Origin of the sequence: Sphingorhabdus sp. (assembly GCF_044338195.1) — a bacterium.
GTDB lineage: Bacteria > Pseudomonadota > Alphaproteobacteria > Sphingomonadales > Sphingomonadaceae > Sphingorhabdus_B.
In genome coordinates, this window is sequence record NZ_JBIIMC010000001.1 from 28,378 (window position 1) to 43,520 (window position 15,143).

Here is a 15,143-nt window from a genome sequence, read left to right on the forward strand (position 1 = left end):
AATCGGCTTGCCCCGCTACATTGTGGACAATAGGGTGGTGAAATGACAAATCGGCTCAATATTGCAATGGCGCAGCTTAACCAGCGCGTGGGTGACCTGGCAGGCAACGCCGGCAAGATGCTGGAATGGCGTGCAAAAGCGACGGATGCCGACCTGATCGTGTTTCCTGAACAGCAGTTGATTGGCTATCCGGCCGAGGATCTGGTGCTGAAGCCAGCCTTTGCCGCGCGCGCTGCGGTGGAGCTTGCGAAGCTTGCGGAGGCGACGGCGGATGGCGGGCCCGCCATGCTTGTGGGTTCGATATTCCTCGACGATGGCGCTCTGTACAACGGAATTGCATTGCTCGATGGCGGTCAGATTGCAGCGGTGCGTTACAAGCATGAGCTGCCCAATTACGGAACCTTTGATGAAAAGCGGATTTTTGCATCTGGCCCCATGCCAGAACCCGTGCTGTTTAAGGGCGTGCGTATTGGCGTTCCGATTTGCGAAGATGGCTGGCTCGCCCCGGTTAGCCTCCATTTGAAGGAACGCGGCGCTGAGTTGCTTATTTCGACCAATGGCAGCCCGTATGAAATCGACAAGGATGACCGGCGTTTGGAAGAGGTTTTTGCCGCACGTGTGCGCGAAACCGGATTGCCGCTGATGTTTTTAAACCGTGTCGGTGGTCAGGACGAGCTGGTGTTCGACGGCAGTTCCTTTGTCCTGAACGCGGATGGTGCGGCGGCACATCGCTTGCCCGACTGGGAAGAGCATCTGCGTATGACGCATTGGACGCGCGGCGATGATGGCTGGCAATGCGCAGATGGGCCAAAGGCGCTTTGGGAAGACCATCCGGCGGATATCTACAGCGCCATGGTCACGGGCCTACGCGATTATGTGAACAGCAACGGCTTTCCCGGCGTCGTGTTGGGCATGTCGGGCGGCATCGATAGTGCGATATGCGCTGCCATTGCCGCTGATGCGCTTGGGCCGGACCGTGTTTGGTGTGTCATGTTGCCCAGCCGCTATACCAGCCAATCCAGTCTGGACGATGCTGCGCAATGCGCGGAAATGATTGGGTGCCGGATTGATACGATTCCCATTTCACCGGCTGTGGGCGCTTTCGACGACATGCTCTCGGGCAGCTTTGCCGACCGCGATGTCGACATTACCGAAGAAAATATTCAGTCGCGCATTCGCGGCGTCACGTTGATGGCGCTGTCCAACAAATTTGGACATATGCTTTTGACGACGGGCAATAAAAGCGAAATGAGCGTCGGCTATGCCACGATTTATGGCGACATGGCCGGCGGCTATAACCCGATAAAAGATGCCTATAAAATGACGGTTTTTGCCATTTCCGAATGGCGCAATGCGCATAAGCCGCGCATTGGTCTGGGTCGGGACGGCCCCGTGATACCCGACAATATCATCACCAAACCCCCCAGTGCGGAATTGCGACCGGACCAGAAAGACAGCGATTCGCTGCCGGATTATCCCGTCCTTGATAAAATGTTGCATGCATTGGTGGAGGAAGAGCGCTCGGTTGATGAGGTCGTTGCCCAAGGCTTTGATCGTGACACGGTCGTGCGGATAGAAAGGCTGCTCTATCTGGCCGAGTATAAACGGCGGCAGGCGCCTCCGGGGGTAAAGCTTGGCACACGAAACTTCGGGCGGGATCGCCGCTACCCCATTACAAACGCGTTCCGAAGTGGGCGATAAGCCCAGCCTCTTTACATCGCGCACTGGAAATCGCGCGATATCGGTCTTATTGGATAGCCATGTCATTTTTTAAAGATGTCTCGCTGCGCAATGCGGGCACAGATCTGATCAACTTTTTCCGCACAACGGGCACACATAGCCCGTGGCTGTTTCTGGCCGCCTGCGTGCCGACGGCGATTATCATCTACACATTTTATCTCGATACGCTTGAAAAGGCGAAGCCGCCGCCACCAACCGTGACCTATTTCGAAAGCTGGCCCGCGACGCGCACGATCGAGGAATCGAAAGCGGCGATTGCTGAATATCAAAAGCGAAAAGACGAAATGCGCGCCCGCGAGAAAGAGGCATATAAAGCATTTGGTCGCGCGGTCGGGATGGACGTGGAAAAAATTGAGCGCGAGGCCGAGCTTGAGCGTGCGCAAAAAGATGCGCAAGCCAAAGACGCTGCTGCGGGAGCAAAACAATAGCCACCGCCGATCACCGCTTCATGGCCGCAGCTTTGGCGCTGGCGGAACGTGGTGTTGGCCAGACGGGGCTGAATCCGTCGGTCGGCTGTATCATCGTCAAAGCAGGCATCGTCGTTGGACGCGGCTGGACCCAAAAGGGGGGTCGTCCTCATGCAGAAGCCATGGCGCTGGCACAGGCCGGTTCTGCAGCGCACGGCAGCGTTATTTACGTCACGCTTGAGCCATGCGCACATCAATCCGACCGCGGTCCGGCGTGCGCTGTATTGCTGATGGATGCCCGGCCAGCGCGCGTTGTCGTTGCGCTGGAGGATCCTGATCCCCGGACTGCGGGTGCGGGCATCAAGGCGCTCATGGCATCGGGCATTGTTGTCGAAACTGGCGTCATGGCGTCTGAGGCGCGCAAAAATCTCACCGGATTTCTGAGCCGCATGCAGCGGCGGCGGCCATTTGTGACGTTAAAAATCGCGACATCGTTGGATGGTCAAATCGCCATGGCGGATGGCAGCAGCCGTTGGATTACGGGTGATATCGCGCGCGCGCATAGCCATATTGAACGCGCGCGAACGGATGCCATGGTGGTGGGATCGGGCACCGTAAAAGCAGACGCACCGCAATTGAATGTGCGGCTTACGGGTCTCGAACACCGGTCGCCGCGCAAGGTCATGCTGGGCAGCGGTGATGCCCCCGACGGGTGGGAAGTTATTTCTACGCCAGCGGACATCGCAAAGCTGGATTGTAATAATGTGATGGTTGAAGGCGGCGCTGCAACAGCCACGGCTTTTTTGAAAGCTGGGTTGGTTGACCGGCTGTTATTGTACCGCGCACCCATTTTCATCGGGGCAGGCAAGGCCTGCCTTGGCGACATTGGACTGGGGCAACTGGCCGACGCGCATGGACTTTGGCAGCTGAGCGATTCCCGCAGTCTTGGCAAAGACCGTCTCGAAGTCTACGAACGCGCCAATTAAAGAGGCAATATATATATGTTCACAGGTATCATCACGGACGTTGGCAATATTCGTTCATCTGAACAACGGGGCGATTTGCGCCTTGTGATTGACTGCGCCTATGACATGGACACGGTCGCCATCGGCGCATCTATCGCCTGTTCGGGCGTTTGCCTGACCGTTGTCGACAAGGGCGAAGGCTGGTTCGCAATCGATGCGTCTGCAGAAACCGTTTCACGCACCCCTGCGGGCATGTGGGAAGCAGGGACCCAACTGAATCTGGAGCGCGCGCTGAAGGTGGGCGATGAATTGGGCGGACATATTGTCACGGGCCATGTCGATGGCGTCGGGCATATTGTTGGCAGCGAAACCGTGGGTGATAGCTGGAAAGTCACCGTCGCCGCGCCGGGCAGCCTAGCGCCCTATATCGCGGCCAAAGGATCAATTACTGTTGATGGCGTGTCGCTGACCGTCAATGACATTGCCGATCAGGCCGATGGTTCGGCGCATTTCATGCTGAACATCATTCCGCACACGGCGCAGATGACGACATTGGGGACACTGAGCGCCGGGCGGCAGGTCAATTTGGAAATTGACGTACTCGCCCGGTACTTGAAACGCATGGAAGATATGCGCGCCCGTTAAAAGGGCAGCCAACGCTGCTTTTTGGAAAAGCGCATATATCCGATATTCGTGCCCAACCGAATTCCGGCACCTACCCTGATGGTAATGAGCACGACATCGCCGCGGGCCAGATAGCTCGCATTAAAGCCACCGCCGAGATACGCGACGCCCTCACCGGAGGGATAACGTTTGAAAATGTCCTCGGTATCGTACAGATTGTAAACAAGCACAAAGGTGCTGCCCGCATTTGCGCCAGCATCGGGTCCAATCGACGGACCCGTCCAATAGATGGGCATTTTGCCCTCAACCTTGTGATTCAGCGTGCCCGATCCGTAACGAAGGCCAACGACAAATGCGCCACCACCTTCGCGGCCAACGATATAGGCATTTGGCCGGCCCTCCTTTTTCAGAATGTCCTCAATCAATTTGCCAAGACCTTCGGCACTCTTGCCAAAGACGCCTTCGGCAGCGCCGATCAAATCATCTTGTTGATAGGTGGCTTCGGTCGAGATGGCGGGAGACGCGGTCGACGTTTCCGGTAATGTTGCAGGGGCTTCTGTCGGAACACCATCCTGAACAGTCGGAGCAACATTCGCCGCTGGGGCGGTGGCCGGGGCCGGCGGCGGCGTACCAAGGTCTGAATCGATGACATCATTGGGATCGACGGTGTTAATCTGCGCCATCGCTGGCGAAGCGACAAGTGCGCCGGCCGCGAGCAGCATCCGCAAATGATATATTGACCGTTTTAGGCCCTGGCTAAATGCTAACATGCGTATCCCACCCCTTTTAAAATCAAGCAACACTCTATGAATCCTCTAGATGAGCACATGATGAACGATCGACAATGCGAGTTCAGTGCGCGCCAGAGCGATCCTATTTCGTTAATTTTCTTCTTATAGCATGCCCGTGTCAATAACCATTGCAGCCAAATGCATGCAACGCTATAGGCCGCGCATGCCAAACGCGCTGGAGACGTGGGTGAGTGGCTGAAACCAACGGTTTGCTAAACCGTCGTACTGGTAAATCCGGTACCGAGGGTTCGAATCCCTCCGTCTCCGCCACGGCAATTTCACACCATCGGAGCGTTTCAGCATCGGCAATGATTGCCGCAACCAATTGCTCTTGCTGCAGGCGGCAGCAACCAGCTTGACGCAGAATGCACGCTCCGCGCAGTCAATAGCAGCAAGCGTTAATGTGAAAAATAGAGCTTGGTCAGGAGGACATCCGACCAAGCACTTAAGGAGAGGGCGCCCCTCCTTAAGTAAGAAGCCCTCGGGTCGCAGGACCCATATAGGCTTCATTTTTTCCTTCGCGCGTGACGTAGGTCACGCTTTTGCAGCGGCAACCTTATCCTGCGTTTTGGTGTCGAAGTCGCTGGCGTCATGCCGCTCGTGCAGCTGGCTGGCGGGATCGCCCATGACGCGATTGACCATGCGCCCACGCTTCACCGCTGGCCGTTCGGCGATGAGGTCAGTCCAACGGATGACATTTTTATATTCATGGACAGATAGAAACGCGCCTGCGTCGTAAATCAGCCCTTTGACGAGCGCGCCATACCATGGCCAAATCGCCATATCGGCGATGGTATATTCCTCGCCCGCCATGTAGGTGCGGTCGGCAAGGTTGCGGTCCAGCACGTCCAGCTGCCGCTTCACTTCCATCGCGAATCGGTCGATGGCATATTCAAATTTGAACGGTGCATAGGCATAAAAATGGCCAAAACCGCCACCGAGATAGGGCGCGCTGCCCATCTGCCACATCAGCCAGTTGATCGTTTCTGTCCGCGCATGATGCTCGGTCGGCAGGAACGCGCCGAACTTTTCAGCAAGATATAAAAGGATCGCACCCGATTCAAAAACGCGCGTAGGCTCTGGTGTCGAATGGTCGAACAACGCCGGAATTTTGGAGTTGGGATTGGCTTCGACAAAGCCGCTCGAAAACTGGTTGCCGTCGCGGATATTGACAAGCCACGCGTCATATTCTGCGCCTATATGGCCAAGCGCGAGCAGCTCCTCAAGCATGACAGTCACCTTCACGCCATTGGGGGTCGCAAGCGAATAGAGTTGCATCGGATGCTTGCCGACGGGGCGTTCTTTGTCATGCGTCGCGCCGGCGATGGGCCGGTTGATATTCGCAAACTGGCCGCCGTTTTCGGTATTCCATTCCCAGACCTTCGCTGGCGTGTAATCGGAAAAAGTCTGGGTCATGGATGTGGTATTCCTTAGGTGAAATCATAGGGTGTCGGTTGATAGGCGGGGCTTAGGATAAAGGCGCGCACGCCTCATGTGCCCAAGCCAACGCGTCGCCGTCCAGTTGTGGCGCGATAATCGACAACACCTTGGCATGGTAATCATTCCACCAGCGCAGTTCCTCGCCGCTGAGCAAGCTGACATCGACCAACGTTTTGTCAATGGGTGCGAAGGTGAGCGTTTCGAAACCGAAATAGCGGCCTTCCGCGCCCGCGATTTCGCGTTCTTCGACCAGCACCAGATTTTCGATGCGGATGCCATATTCACCGGCTTTGTAATAGCCAGGCTCGTTGGAGAGGAACATGCCCGCCTGCAAAGGTTCGTCTGTGCCAGCCTGTCCGCCGGAGAATTTCCCAATACGCTGCGGCCCTTCATGCACCGCAAGGAAACTGCCGACGCCGTGGCCCGTGCCGTGCGCATAATCAAGACCAGCCTGCCAGAGCGAGGCCCGCGCCATGGTGTCCAGTTGCGCGCCGCGCGTGCCTTCGGGGAATACCGCCAGCGCAAGTGCGATGTGGCCCTTTAGCACACGGGTGAAACGGTCCTTCATTTCGGCAGTGGGCGAACCCGGTCCGACCCAGATCGTGCGGGTTACGTCCGTGGTGCCGTCCAGATACTGCCCGCCGCTATCGACCAGATAGATGCTGTTGGGTTCAATCGCCCGGTTGCTCGCCTCGTCGACTTTGTAATGGCAATGCGCGCCATTGGGACCGGTGGCTGAAATCGTGTCGAAGGACAGATCGTGCAGCATGCCGGTGTCTTCGCGGAAGGATTTCAACCGCGCCGCAGCGGACAATTCGTCCAACCCACCTTGATGCGCGGTTTGGCCCATCCAGTGCAGGAAGCGGCTAAGCGCTGCGCCGTCACGCGCCTGCGCCGCACGATGGCCGGCTTGCTCGACATGGTTTTTGACAGCCTTTGGCAAAATGGTCGGGTCGCGCGCTTCGACGATCGTTGCGCCGCCATCCTTCAGTGCGCCGAATATCGCTGCGACGGCACGATCGGGATCTACGGCGATGCGTTTGCCGTTCATGGCTTTCAATGCAGGGACAAACTCCTCCGGGGTGCGCAAGCGCACGGCATTGCCCAAATGCGCGCGGACGTCATCGCCGACCTTTTCCGGGGCAACAAACAGGTCTGCTGTGCCATCGGCATGGGCCAGCACGAAACTCAGCGCCACGGGCGTATTCGCCACATCGGAGCCACGGACATTCAGGAGCCATGCCACCGAATCGAGCGCAGAAATCACCGTGCTGTCCAAAGCATTGGCCGTCAGCCATTCGGCAACTGCCGCGCGTTTTTCGGCGCTGCTTTGTCCCGCAAAACGGTCGTCATGGACCATCAACTTCGCGTCGCTTTTGCCGGGCTGGTCCGCCCAAACGGCATCAATCGGGTTGCTTTTGACCGCGACCAATTCCGCGCCTTTGGCTTTTAACGCCACTGTCGCGCTTTCGACCCAGCCCTTTGTGTGCACCCATGCGTCATAACCGATGCGCGCGCCTGCGGGGGTATGTTCCTTCAACCAATCAGAAATGCTCGTCTGCGGCACGCCGACATATTGCCAGTTGTTGCCGTCCACCTGCTCGCGCACCTGAAGCGTGTAGCGCCCGTCGGTGAAAATAGCCGCCTCTTCCGACAGGACCACCGCAGATCCTGCAGACCCGCCAAATCCAGTCAGCCAGCCAAGACGCTGCGCATAGTCCCCGACATATTCGGACATATGTTCGTCGCAAATCGGGACGACGAATCCATCGAGCTGATCTTTTTTCAGTTGGACGCGCAAGGCATTAAGGCGGGCTTCGTAGGTGGACATCTTGTACTTCCGTTCATATGGTTGTGCAGACCATATAAGCGAGGAAGTCTTCTCATGAAAGCATTGCTCCCACTCATTGTTGCGATTGCTGCAATATCCTCGCCTGCATTTGCCCAGAAAGACATTATGACTGAAAAAACCACCGGTGAAATTAAGCCCCCAGTTGCTGAAAAGCGCCCGCATAGCGCCACGTGGCACGGGGTTATAATTACCGATGATTATCATTGGCTGCGCGATTCGGGTTATCCGACGATCGATGATAAAGAGATACTCGCGCATCTGAATGCCGAGAACGCCTATTTTGAAGCACAGATGGCACCGCAAGCGCAGCTGACCGAAACGATCTTTCAGGAAATGAAAGGCCGCGTCAAAGAAGACGATAGCTCGGTCCCGCAAAAGGATGGCGACTATATCTATTGGTCAAAATTCGAAGAAGGCGCGCAATATCGCAAACATTATCGCAAGGCGGTTGCCGGCGGTGCGGAACAGCTCATCCTCGACGAAAATATACTCGCCAAGGGCAAAGCCTATTTCCGCCTTGGTGCCGCAGAGATCAGCCCCGATGGCAAAATATTGGCATATGCGTACGACGATAACGGGTCGGAACGGTTTGATCTGCACTTTCGCAATCTGGAAACCGGCGAAAAATTGCGCGACATCATCCCCGGCACATTGTCGGGCATTGTCTGGTCATCGGACAGCAAAGGCGTTGTCTATGGCCTCGCCAATGAAAACTGGCGCACCGACAATGCATGGTACCACCGTATCGGCGACGAGCTGACCAAAGCGAAGTTGCTTTATAAAGAACAGGACATCGGCTTTGGCGTTGGTGTTGGCCTGACCGCGCAGGAAGATTGGATCGTCATTGGTACGGGCGACAATGTGACGAGCGAAGTCCGGCTGGTTCCCGCCAGCGACCCCACTGCAACACCGATCATGGTGTCCCCACGCAAGACGGGACGCCAATATAGCGTCGATGTGCGCGATGGCATGCTGTATGTTTTGACCAACGATGATCATGTGAACTTCCGCGTCGCGACCGCCAGCATGAAGACGCCGGGCGATTGGAAAACGCTGATTGCCGGGTCTGACCGCCATTATTTGACGGGGCTGTCGCTGTTCAAAAATTTCTACGTCACCGAAGGCCGCATTGATGGCCTCGATCAGGTTGAGATCCGGGATTATGCGGATGCCAACAAGGTGCAGCCAATCAAATTTCCTGAGGCCAGCTATGATGCGGGCCTTGGCGATAACCCCGAATATGATGTGACGAAGCTGCGGCTGGGTTATGAATCGATGGTCACGCCCGACACGGTGTTTGATTACCATCTGGCCGATGGCCGCTTGGAAACATTGAAGGTTCAGGAAATCCCCAGCGGATATGATCCTGCGCAATATGTTACCGAGCGCGTGATGATCACGGCGCGCGATGGTGCCAAAGTGCCAGTGTCCATCCTGACCAAAAAGGGTTTCAAAAAAGACGGCAGCCAGCCGCTGCATCTTTATGCCTATGGTGCATATGGTTATGCGATGCCGCCGGGCTTTTCGGCCAACCGACTGTCGATGGTCGACCGTGGCTTTGCTTATGCCATCGCGCATATTCGTGGCGGCGACGACCTTGGTTATCAATGGTATCTGGATGGCAAGCTGACCAAGCGCACCAACACGTTCAACGACTTTGTCGATGCGGCGAAAGGCCTGATCGAACTGGGCTTCACCGGCAAAGGCAAGGTTACCGCAAGCGGCGGTTCGGCGGGCGGTGAATTGATGGGTGCGGTGGTCAATCAGGCACCCGAATTGTTTGGCGCCGTTGTCAGCCATGTGGCCTTTGTCGATGTGCTCAACACCATGCTCGACAAGGATCTGCCGCTGACGCCGGGCGAATGGCCCGAATGGGGCAACCCGATCACTGACAAGGCCGCCTTCGACTATATCCGCAGCTATAGCCCCTATGACAATGTCACGGCAAAGGCTTACCCGCCCATGCTGTGGACCGCTGGATTGAATGATCCGCGCGTGACCTATTGGGAACCCGCTAAGATGGTCGCCAAGCTGCGCGATATGAAGACCGACGACAATGTGCTGCTGCTCAAAACCAACATGGGCGCTGGCCATGGCGGCAAGTCTGGGCGGTTCGAACGCTTGCGCGAAAATGCCGAAGAGGCGGCGTTTATCATTTGGCAAATGGGGATGGCATCATCACAAAAGTGACGCCTTTCACGCGCATATTTACCGCGCAACCAGATGACATTGACGAGCTTGGCCACGTCAACAATGCCGTCTGGGTGCGGTGGATTCAGGATATGGCGACAGCGCATTGGCAGGCGGTGGCCGCGCCGGAACATATCGCCGCCTATTTCTGGGTCGTGACCCGGCATGAAATTGATTACCGCGGCAATGTCGGACCCGGGCAAAGCGTTACCGCCAACACTTGGATTGAACGCGAGCCAAAGGGCGCGCAATTTGACCGGCGGGTGGATTTTGTCGATGCCGCGGGCAAGGTCATTGTGCGGGCAAATACGACCTGGGCGATGATCGATAAAGCGACCGGGCGACTGGTGCGCGTGCGGCCCGAGGTGTCAGCGCCGTTTATGGGCGTTCATCATTAGCTAGCTCGGGGCATGAATGCCGGCATATCGATGGAACGATAGGCGGGTTAAAAATCGACCGCTACGCCCTTCAATTCCCAATCACCATAGCGCACGGGGTCCAGTCTTTCTGCATCTGGCTCAGGTTCGCGATCAACCGCTTTCGGTGCCGGCACAGGCGGGCTTTTCGACAAATAATCGGGTGCTTTGACATGTGAAGGGCGCGTGCCCATGAAGCTTCTCCTTCGAAAGCGCGTTTGGTGAACCCCTACATCGGTGCAGATGCACCCGTTTGCAAGGTGAAGCTTGGTTATGGCCTGACATCGAACCGCTCTTCCCTTGTTTGGCGCAGACGCCTAGTGCGCTTTGCATGACTGAAGAAATTTCCGGACTTCCGACCCGCCGCGCCGCATTGCGGTTACTTGATACCGTCATGCGCATGGGCACACCGTTGGATCAAGCGACGGCAAATGCGACCAAAGGGCTGTCGCCGCCGGACCGCGCGCTCGCCATCGCCATTGCGCAAGAAACGCTGCGCTGGTCGGTGGATCTCGACCAATTGATTGACAGCAAAACCAAACAGCCACTGCCGGATGATGCCAAGGCACGCATGGTATTGCGGCTGGCGCTGGCGCAAATATTGCGGCTGGGCACGCCCGCCCATGCCGCGATTGCGACCGCGCTGCCGTTGGTTGATGGCGGACCACGGCGGCTGGTGCATGGCGTATTGGGGGCGCTCTTGCGCGCCGAAGCCACGCTGCCCGATCTGCCGTCGCTGCCAGAGGCAGTGATGATGCGCTGGCATCCGGTATGGGGCGACGCGATGATTGCAGGCGCACAGGCCGCATTGTCAGAACCGCCGCCGCTTGATCTTGCCTTGCGGGATCCGTCAGCCACGCAGGCGTGGGCAGAACGGCTGGGCGGGGTCAGCCTGATGCCCGGACATGTCCGCCTGCCGCGCGGGACCGCCATCGAAGAATTGGATGGCTATGACGAAGGCGCATGGTGGGTGCAGGATCTCGCAGCCAGCCTTCCAGCGCGCTTGCTGGGTGATGGACAAGGCAAAAGGGCGCTGGATTTATGTGCGGCCCCCGGCGGCAAGACCATGCAGCTTTCGGCTGCGGGCTTTACTGTGACCGCGCTGGATAACAGTGCCCGGCGCATGGACCGTCTGATGGCCAATCTTGAGCGCACGCAATTGAATGCAGAGCGGGTCAATGCCGACGTCATGGATTGGAAACCGGCGCAGTTGTTCGACGCCATATTGCTGGATGCGCCATGCAGTGCGACGGGCACGATGCGGCGCCATCCCGATGTGCTGCAGCGCATTGATTTGAAAGCCATCAACAATCTGGCCGCGATTCAAAGCGCCATGCTGGACCGTGCGGCGCAATGGTTGAAGCCCGGCGGAACCTTGGTCTTCGCGACCTGTTCACTTGAACCGCATGAGGGCGAGGCGCAGGCAGAGGCATTTCTTGCGCGGCAGCCGGAATATACAACTTTGGCGGCGACCGCGGACGAATTGCCAGCGGGCGTCGTTGCCAATGCACAGGGCCATGTCCGCACCATGCCCCCAATGCTTGCCGAGCAGGGTGGCCTTGACGGATTTTTCATGGCGCGGTTCTTGCGGGCTGGTTAAGGTACAAAAAATACCGAAGCCCTGAGCCGTCAGCGCGCAAGCGCTGGCGAAAAGTCGAAGGGCGGCTATCGTTTGCAAAGCGCCCTTCGACGGACGCACCCGCTCGGCGGATGCTGCTCAGGGCTACGCTATGATCGGAGGGTAAGACATGACAGCGCCAACACTCACGACCGAACGCCTCTCTATCGAACCCATGACGCGTGCGCATTGGGAAGATTATGCGGCGGCCTGGGCTGACCCGCGCATGACGGCGTTTATTGGTGGCGAGCCGCGCAGCCGCAATACAAGCTGGATGAAAATGCTTCAGGGCATCGGCATGTGGTCGCTGTTCGGCTACGGCTATTGGGCCTTTGTCGAGCGCGAGAGCGGACGCTTTGTGGGCAATGGCGGGCTGGCGCAATTTGAACGCGGCATCACCGATCTCGAAGGCTTTCCGGAAGCTGGCTGGGCGTTTACGCCCGATGCCTGGGGCAAGGGTTATGCGACCGAGGCGATGACCGCCATATTTGGCTGGGCAGACGCAACGAATTTGGGCGAAATCCGCTGCATCATCGACCGCGGCAACGCGGCTTCCCATAGTGTCGCAGCGAAGATTGGCTTCACCAAATTTGCGGAGTCACATGATGTCATCGGTGACCTGTTCGTTTACCGCCGTGAGCCGCGCCAAAGCGTGCGATAAGCTGTGTATAACGCGGTCCGCTCGCTTGCCCATGGGCGGTCCAACGTCTAAACGCAAAATATGACCATCCCTGTACGCATTGCGCCATCGATTTTGTCCGCTGACTTTGCCCGATTGGGAGAAGAAGTCCGGGCCATTGATGCCGCTGGATGTGACTGGATCCATGTCGATGTCATGGACGGGCATTTTGTACCCAATATCACCATTGGCCCTGCGGTCGTAAAGGCGCTTCGCCCACACAGCGCAAAGCCGTTCGATGTGCATTTGATGATTTCGCCCGTCGACCAATATGTGCAGGATTTTGCAGAGGCTGGCGCGGATATTATTTCATTCCATCCCGAAGCCGGGCCGCACCCGCATCGCACCGTGCAGTTGATCAAGTCGCTGGGTAAAATGGCGGGCATCGTGCTCAATCCGCACACGCCGGCTAAAATGCTGGATTATCTGATCGACGACATCGACCTTGTGCTGGTGATGAGCGTGAACCCCGGTTTTGGCGGCCAGAGCTTCATTTCAAGCCAGCTGCGCAAAATTGAAGCCATTCGTAAGATGATCGACAAAACAGGCCGCGATATCCGCTTGGAAGTTGACGGCGGCATCACAACGCAAACGGCGCCACTGGCGATTTCGGCAGGGGCCGACACCTTGGTTGCCGGAACCGCGACCTTCAAGGGTGGGGCAGGCCAATATGCGGCCAACATTTTGGCGCTGAGGGGTGAATGACCGACGGCGATGAAGGCGACAATGGGCAACGGCAAACGGCGTTGATCGTTAGGCCCCAAGGCGCGGGCCAAACTCTTCTCGAGCGCCTTTCTCTCGAATTTTACAAGTTAACATGGCGCACGCCGCTGCATAGCGGCAGGCTCACGGGCAAGGTTCCCATGCGCTTGCTCGCGGTGCCGAACGATCCCCTAAAAGGCGATGCCGGGCGCGGGCAGGCGCTGCGCATGGGCAAATTCCATTATCAGGGTTTTGAACAAGCGTTCGACGGGTTGGATTATGACAAGCTCGCGCTTCAGCCGTCGCTGACCGACTATATTCACCGATTTGATTGGCTGCGTGATTTGTCCGCGGCGACCAATCGCGGCGAAGGTGCACCAGTCGCAGCACAGATAGCCGATGCATGGTTGCTGGCCAATGGCACGAAAACGCGTGAGCCGGCATGGCGCGTTGACAATTGTGCATGGCGCTTGATGAACATGGCAGCGGGATCGCCGTTTCTGCTCAGCAGTGCGGACCCCATTTACCGTGCGCGCGTCATCAATCATTTCGCCCGGGTTGCGCGCCATCTCGATCAAACAGCCCCGCGTGCACAAAGCCATTTCGGCAAGACTGTGGGCTGGGCAGGCGTCGTCGCGGCATCGCTTTTGTTGCCAGAGGGCAAGGTGCGCCGCGCCGTTGGCGAGAGCGGCTTGGCTGACGCGCTGCGGGTGACCATTTTCCCCGACGGCGGCGTGGTGTCGCGCTCACCTGTTCAGCTTATGGAATTGATCGGCCTGCTCAGCCTGCTCAAGCAATGCTATGCGGCGCGCAGCGAGACGGTGCCTGTATTCCTGCTCGAAGCGCTCGGGCGGGCCGTGCCAGCGTTGCTTGGCCTTACCCATGCCGATGGCGGCCTTGGCGCGTGGCAAGGGTCAGCGCATATTGGTGCGGCGCATATCGATGCGCTGGTGGCCGCCAGCGAAGTGCGTGCACGACCACATCGGCAGGCACTCGATTGGGGTTATCAGCGTGTGTCTGCGGGCAAGTCCGTGTTGCTGCTGGATGCAGGTCCCCCGCCGCTCGCGCGTCAGTCCGCGTCAGGCTGCGCCTCAACGCTTGCGTTTGAATTGTCGCACGGCGGGCAACGCGTGATTGTCAACTGCGGTGGTGCGGCGCTTGTCGGTGCAACGATACCCGCTGCGTTGGCACGCGGGCTTCGGACCACGGCGGCGCATTCGACATTATGCGTGAATGACACCAACTCGACGGCCATCCTGCCCGGCGGCCAGCTGGGTAAAGGTGTTGTCGAAGTGGGGCTTGATCGCCGCGATATTGATCAGGCGACGCGTATTGAGGCAAGCCATGACGGTTACGTTCGGACCTTTGGCTATAGCCACACGCGATTGTTGATCCTGCGCTCCGATGGCATGGATCTGCGCGGAGAAGACACTTTGCTCCCTCAGGGCAACCCAAAAGAAGGCATGCCGGTCCATGTCCGTTTTCATCTTGGACCAGAAATCGAAATCGTCGCTTCCGACAGTCCACAAGCGGTGTTTTTGCGGATGGCCAACGGCAGCAATTGGGCATTTATGGCATCTGACGGTCAATTATCTGTGGATGACAGCCTCTGGGTTGACCAAAATGGCCGTCCCCACCCCACCCGCCAACTTGTGATTACCACGGACACTGGTACAGGCGGCGTCACCATCGGCTGGCAGCTCCGCCATTTAGGATAAA

14 protein-coding genes and 1 tRNA gene are annotated in these 15,143 nt (G+C 57.7%); 11 read left to right on the forward strand and 4 right to left on the reverse strand.

What is annotated here, in order from left to right; all coding sequences use genetic code 11:
- Window positions 1-42: 42 nt before the first annotated feature.
- The 4 genes from ACIQZK_RS00110 to ACIQZK_RS00125 are packed head-to-tail and all read left to right on the forward strand — an operon-like array spanning window position 43 to window position 3,757.
- On the forward strand, window positions 43-1,701 hold the full coding sequence (locus tag ACIQZK_RS00110) for an NAD+ synthase (RefSeq protein ID WP_397574356.1): 1,659 nt from the start codon (window positions 43-45) through the stop codon (window positions 1,699-1,701).
- A 59-nt stretch (window positions 1,702-1,760) separates the two neighbouring features.
- On the forward strand, window positions 1,761-2,168 hold the full coding sequence (locus tag ACIQZK_RS00115; RefSeq protein ID WP_397574357.1) for a hypothetical protein: 408 nt from the start codon (window positions 1,761-1,763) through the stop codon (window positions 2,166-2,168).
- A complete protein-coding gene (gene ribD, locus ACIQZK_RS00120; RefSeq protein ID WP_397574449.1) occupies window positions 2,165-3,133 on the forward strand; it encodes a bifunctional diaminohydroxyphosphoribosylaminopyrimidine deaminase/5-amino-6-(5-phosphoribosylamino)uracil reductase RibD in 969 nt (322 codons plus the stop codon). The genes ACIQZK_RS00115 and ribD overlap by 4 nt, the downstream gene beginning before the upstream one ends.
- A 15-nt stretch (window positions 3,134-3,148) precedes the next feature.
- Window positions 3,149-3,757, forward strand: coding sequence for a riboflavin synthase (locus ACIQZK_RS00125; RefSeq protein WP_397574358.1), 609 nt, complete (start codon window positions 3,149-3,151; stop codon window positions 3,755-3,757).
- Here ACIQZK_RS00125 and ACIQZK_RS00130 read toward each other — a convergent pair.
- Complete coding sequence (locus ACIQZK_RS00130; protein ID WP_397574359.1) at window positions 3,754-4,506, reverse strand: DUF1134 domain-containing protein; 753 nt, start codon at window positions 4,504-4,506, stop codon at window positions 3,754-3,756. The two genes, ACIQZK_RS00125 and ACIQZK_RS00130, sit on opposite strands and share 4 nt — an antisense overlap.
- Before the next feature lie 198 nt (window positions 4,507-4,704).
- On the opposite strand from ACIQZK_RS00130, the gene ACIQZK_RS00135 reads away from it, so the two are divergent.
- Window positions 4,705-4,797 (forward strand) — tRNA-Ser (locus tag ACIQZK_RS00135).
- Window positions 4,798-5,061: 264 nt separating this feature from the next.
- Here the strand turns inward: ACIQZK_RS00135 and yghU are convergent.
- Together yghU and ACIQZK_RS00145 are read right to left on the reverse strand one after the other, a co-directional pair.
- Entirely contained in the window at window positions 5,062-5,943 is an 882-nt protein-coding gene (gene yghU / locus ACIQZK_RS00140) for a glutathione-dependent disulfide-bond oxidoreductase (RefSeq protein ID WP_397574360.1), read from the reverse strand.
- Window positions 5,944-5,995: 52 nt separating this feature from the next.
- The gene (locus tag ACIQZK_RS00145) at window positions 5,996-7,798 is read right to left on the reverse strand and encodes an aminopeptidase P family protein (protein ID WP_397574361.1); all 1,803 of its coding nucleotides are present in this window, start codon (window positions 7,796-7,798) and stop codon (window positions 5,996-5,998) included.
- A 126-nt stretch (window positions 7,799-7,924) separates the two neighbouring features.
- On the opposite strand from ACIQZK_RS00145, the gene ACIQZK_RS00150 reads away from it, so the two are divergent.
- Window positions 7,925-10,009: a S9 family peptidase gene (locus ACIQZK_RS00150; RefSeq protein WP_397574362.1), complete on the forward strand. Its 2,085-nt coding sequence runs from the start codon at window positions 7,925-7,927 to the stop codon at window positions 10,007-10,009.
- Window positions 9,976-10,407: an acyl-CoA thioesterase gene (locus ACIQZK_RS00155; protein ID WP_397574363.1), complete on the forward strand. Its 432-nt coding sequence runs from the start codon at window positions 9,976-9,978 to the stop codon at window positions 10,405-10,407. The genes ACIQZK_RS00150 and ACIQZK_RS00155 overlap by 34 nt, the downstream gene beginning before the upstream one ends.
- A 47-nt stretch (window positions 10,408-10,454) precedes the next feature.
- Here the strand turns inward: ACIQZK_RS00155 and ACIQZK_RS00160 are convergent, their stop codons facing one another.
- The gene (locus tag ACIQZK_RS00160; RefSeq protein ID WP_183942161.1) at window positions 10,455-10,619 is read right to left on the reverse strand and encodes a DUF1674 domain-containing protein; all 165 of its coding nucleotides are present in this window, start codon (window positions 10,617-10,619) and stop codon (window positions 10,455-10,457) included.
- Window positions 10,620-10,756: 137 nt separating this feature from the next.
- Here ACIQZK_RS00160 and ACIQZK_RS00165 point away from each other — a divergent pair, with 137 nt between their 5' ends.
- From ACIQZK_RS00165 to ACIQZK_RS00180, 4 genes are all read left to right on the forward strand, one after another.
- Complete coding sequence (locus tag ACIQZK_RS00165; protein ID WP_397574364.1) at window positions 10,757-12,025, forward strand: RsmB/NOP family class I SAM-dependent RNA methyltransferase; 1,269 nt, start codon at window positions 10,757-10,759, stop codon at window positions 12,023-12,025.
- A 148-nt stretch (window positions 12,026-12,173) separates the two neighbouring features.
- A complete protein-coding gene (locus ACIQZK_RS00170; RefSeq protein WP_397574365.1) occupies window positions 12,174-12,704 on the forward strand; it encodes a GNAT family N-acetyltransferase in 531 nt (176 codons plus the stop codon).
- Window positions 12,705-12,764: 60 nt separating this feature from the next.
- Window positions 12,765-13,427: a ribulose-phosphate 3-epimerase gene (gene rpe / locus ACIQZK_RS00175; protein WP_397574366.1), complete on the forward strand. Its 663-nt coding sequence runs from the start codon at window positions 12,765-12,767 to the stop codon at window positions 13,425-13,427.
- Entirely contained in the window at window positions 13,424-15,142 is a 1,719-nt protein-coding gene (locus ACIQZK_RS00180; protein ID WP_397574367.1) for a heparinase II/III family protein, read from the forward strand. The genes rpe and ACIQZK_RS00180 overlap by 4 nt, the downstream gene beginning before the upstream one ends.
- The last annotated feature ends 1 nt before the right edge of the window (window position 15,143 follow it).

Excerpts from the sequence above, each read along its gene's own strand:
- ACIQZK_RS00110 (WP_397574356.1), top strand. The coding sequence starts at position 43 with ATGACAAATCGGCTCAATATTGCAATGGCGCAGCTTAACCAGCGCGTG.
- ACIQZK_RS00115 (WP_397574357.1), top strand. The coding sequence starts at position 1,761 with ATGTCATTTTTTAAAGATGTCTCGCTGCGCAATGCGGGCACAGATCTG.
- ACIQZK_RS00125 (WP_397574358.1), top strand. The coding sequence starts at position 3,149 with ATGTTCACAGGTATCATCACGGACGTTGGCAATATTCGTTCATCTGAA.
- ACIQZK_RS00130 (WP_397574359.1), bottom strand. The coding sequence starts at position 4,506 with ATGTTAGCATTTAGCCAGGGCCTAAAACGGTCAATATATCATTTGCGG.
- yghU (WP_397574360.1), bottom strand. The coding sequence starts at position 5,943 with ATGACCCAGACTTTTTCCGATTACACGCCAGCGAAGGTCTGGGAATGG.
- ACIQZK_RS00145 (WP_397574361.1), bottom strand. The coding sequence starts at position 7,798 with ATGTCCACCTACGAAGCCCGCCTTAATGCCTTGCGCGTCCAACTGAAA.
- ACIQZK_RS00150 (WP_397574362.1), top strand. The coding sequence starts at position 7,925 with ATGACTGAAAAAACCACCGGTGAAATTAAGCCCCCAGTTGCTGAAAAG.
- ACIQZK_RS00160 (WP_183942161.1), bottom strand. The coding sequence starts at position 10,619 with ATGGGCACGCGCCCTTCACATGTCAAAGCACCCGATTATTTGTCGAAA.
- ACIQZK_RS00165 (WP_397574364.1), top strand. The coding sequence starts at position 10,757 with ATGACTGAAGAAATTTCCGGACTTCCGACCCGCCGCGCCGCATTGCGG.
- ACIQZK_RS00170 (WP_397574365.1), top strand. The coding sequence starts at position 12,174 with ATGACAGCGCCAACACTCACGACCGAACGCCTCTCTATCGAACCCATG.
- rpe (WP_397574366.1), top strand. The coding sequence starts at position 12,765 with ATGACCATCCCTGTACGCATTGCGCCATCGATTTTGTCCGCTGACTTT.
- ACIQZK_RS00180 (WP_397574367.1), top strand. The coding sequence starts at position 13,424 with ATGACCGACGGCGATGAAGGCGACAATGGGCAACGGCAAACGGCGTTG.